The sequence below is a fragment of the Streptosporangium sp. NPDC003464 genome (assembly GCF_053588315.1).
In genome coordinates, this window is record NZ_JBSFPS010000525.1 from 1 (window position 1) to 2,013 (window position 2,013).

At 65.5% G+C, this 2,013-nt stretch carries 3 protein-coding genes and 1 pseudogene; 1 reads left to right on the forward strand and 3 read right to left on the reverse strand.

The features are described 5' to 3' along the window. A partial coding sequence (locus ACWDS7_RS48140) for a hypothetical protein (protein ID WP_451934777.1) occupies positions 1-388 on the reverse strand: 388 nt, incomplete at its 3' end. A 33-nt stretch (positions 389-421) separates the two neighbouring features. Continuing rightward, positions 422-531: pseudogene (locus ACWDS7_RS48145) on the reverse strand (IS5/IS1182 family transposase); the annotation flags it as partial. Positions 532-565: 34 nt separating this feature from the next. Between ACWDS7_RS48145 and ACWDS7_RS48150 the strand changes: the two are divergent. Beyond that, positions 566-1,111 carry a GrpB family protein gene (locus tag ACWDS7_RS48150; RefSeq protein WP_451934778.1) on the forward strand — a complete coding sequence of 182 codons (546 nt, stop codon included), beginning with the start codon at positions 566-568 and terminating at the stop codon, positions 1,109-1,111. Between the two features lie 40 nt (positions 1,112-1,151). Here ACWDS7_RS48150 and ACWDS7_RS48155 read toward each other — a convergent pair. Next, positions 1,152-1,987, reverse strand: a protein-coding gene (locus ACWDS7_RS48155) for an IS5 family transposase (protein WP_451934779.1) whose coding sequence is annotated in 2 segments (ribosomal slippage) — positions 1,152-1,649 and positions 1,652-1,987 — 834 coding nt in all. Because the reading frame shifts where the segments join, the coding sequence is not laid out codon by codon here. Between the last annotated feature and the right edge of the window lie 26 nt (positions 1,988-2,013).

Genomic DNA, 2,013 nt, shown 5'->3' on the forward strand with positions numbered 1-2,013 from the left:
TGAGGTGTCGTCGGATAAATGGTGCCGTTCCCAGGACGAGTGCGGCGAAGACGGTCAGTCGTTGAAGGCCAGGCTGGGCGGCGAAGCTGCTGTGCTGGATGCCGTAGACCGCGTACCAGTTGGCGGCGAGGTCGGTCGCCATGATGGCGCACGCGAGGTCGGTTCCTCGGCGCTCGCCCCTGATCAGGAACACAGCGGCGAGCGTGTCAAAGAGCGCCAGCGACGACCAGTAGAGGTTGAGCCAGCTCGGTGCCCAGGCGTAGGGGTGCAGACCGTGGCTGAGAAGGTCGGCTACATGCGCGGAAGCGCCGACGAAGAGCAGCACGGCCGCGATTACGCAGACCGAAATGACCGCCCAGCGCGGGGTGTGGCGCATCCATCCGATCACGCTGTGGATCGTCCCATTTCCGGGCGCTGCCCGTCAGGCCACCAGCCTGCGATAGCAGATGAGAGCGGCTGCGATCCCGGCGAAAGCCGGAAGTGCTCGGCCTTGCGCTCGTAGCGGCGGTGCAGGCGGCGGCAGCCGCACATCACGGTTGCGGCAAGCCCTGCAACACTTCTCAGCATGGGAGAGCCAGTCGAGATCATGCCTTACGACCCTGCGTGGCCAGCCATGTTCGCCAAGTGGGGCACGTGCCTACGTGTCGCCCTCGGTGATGCTGTGGCTCGTATCGACCACATCGGGTCCACCTCGGTGCCAGGACTGGCGGCCAAGCCGGTGATTGACATCCAGATCTCAGTGGCATCGCTGGAAGCGACGGATGCATTCCTGCGCCCGCTGACAGAGATGGGGCTCGTGTACCGGGCGGACAATCCCGAACGGACCAAACGATACTTCCGGGAACCTCCAGGTCAGCACCGGACCCACGTGCACGTGCGGCAAATGGGCAGCTTCTCACAGCAGTTCCCACTACTGTTTCGCGACTACCTCCGGTGCCACACGGCTGCCGCGAACGAGTACGCGGCAGCCAAGAAGCACTGCGCAGCCAAATTCCGCAACGACCGTCCCGCCTACGTCCAAGCAAAAGATGCCTTCGTATGGGACATCATCCGGCGCGCTGACGCCTGGGCCCAGCACGCCGGCTGGGCTCCCGGTCCCAGTGATGCCTGACCAAGCTTTCCGATCACAGTCGAAGCCAAGGCCGTCGGAGTCACGAGACAACCCTTACGGCAGGAGTCACCTCATTTGGTGAGTTGAGTCTGCGGTAGCAGATCAGGGTGCAGGCGATGCTGGTGAAGGCGAGGAAGTGCTCGGCCTTGCGTTCGTAGCGTCGGTGGAGTCGTCGGCAGCCGGCGAGCCAGGACATGGTTCGCTCGATGGTCCATCGGTGTCGTCCGAGTCGCTGGGAACTCTCGATGCCTTTACGGGCGATGCGGTGACGGATGCCTCGGCCGGAGAGCCATTGCCGCAGGTGGCGGTAGTCGTAGCACTTGTCGGCGTGAAGCTTGCCGGGCTTGCGCCGGCGCCGGCCGCGGCGTGAACGGATCGGGGGTATGCCCTTCACCAGCGGGATCAGGGCCTGACTGTCGTGGAGGTTGGCGCCGGAGATCCCGACGGAAATGGGCAGACCGGTCCGCTCAGTGATCAGATGGATCTTCGACCCGTACTTGCCCCGGTCGACAGGATTCGGACCCGTCAGCTCCCCCTTTTCATCGCCCGCACGCTGACCGAGTCGATCGCGCACCTCGACCAGTCCAGCTCGCCCCGAGAGCCGAGCTCGTCGAGGACCAGGCGGTGCAGCTTGGCCCACACCCTGGCCTTCGACCACTCGGCGAACCGGCGGTGAGCCGTGGCCCGGGAAGGCCCGAATGATGCGGCAGGCAACTGCTGCCAGGTGCACCCGGAGGTGGCTACGAACACGATCGCCGCCAGCACCTCCCGATCGCCATGCCGACGCCGGCCACCACCCTGAGGCCGCGAAGGAGCCTCCGGCACCACCCGCTGGAACAACTCCCACAGCTCATCGGGCACCAGCCGCTCAACGATCCCCGCCACGGGCACAGCCTACCGAG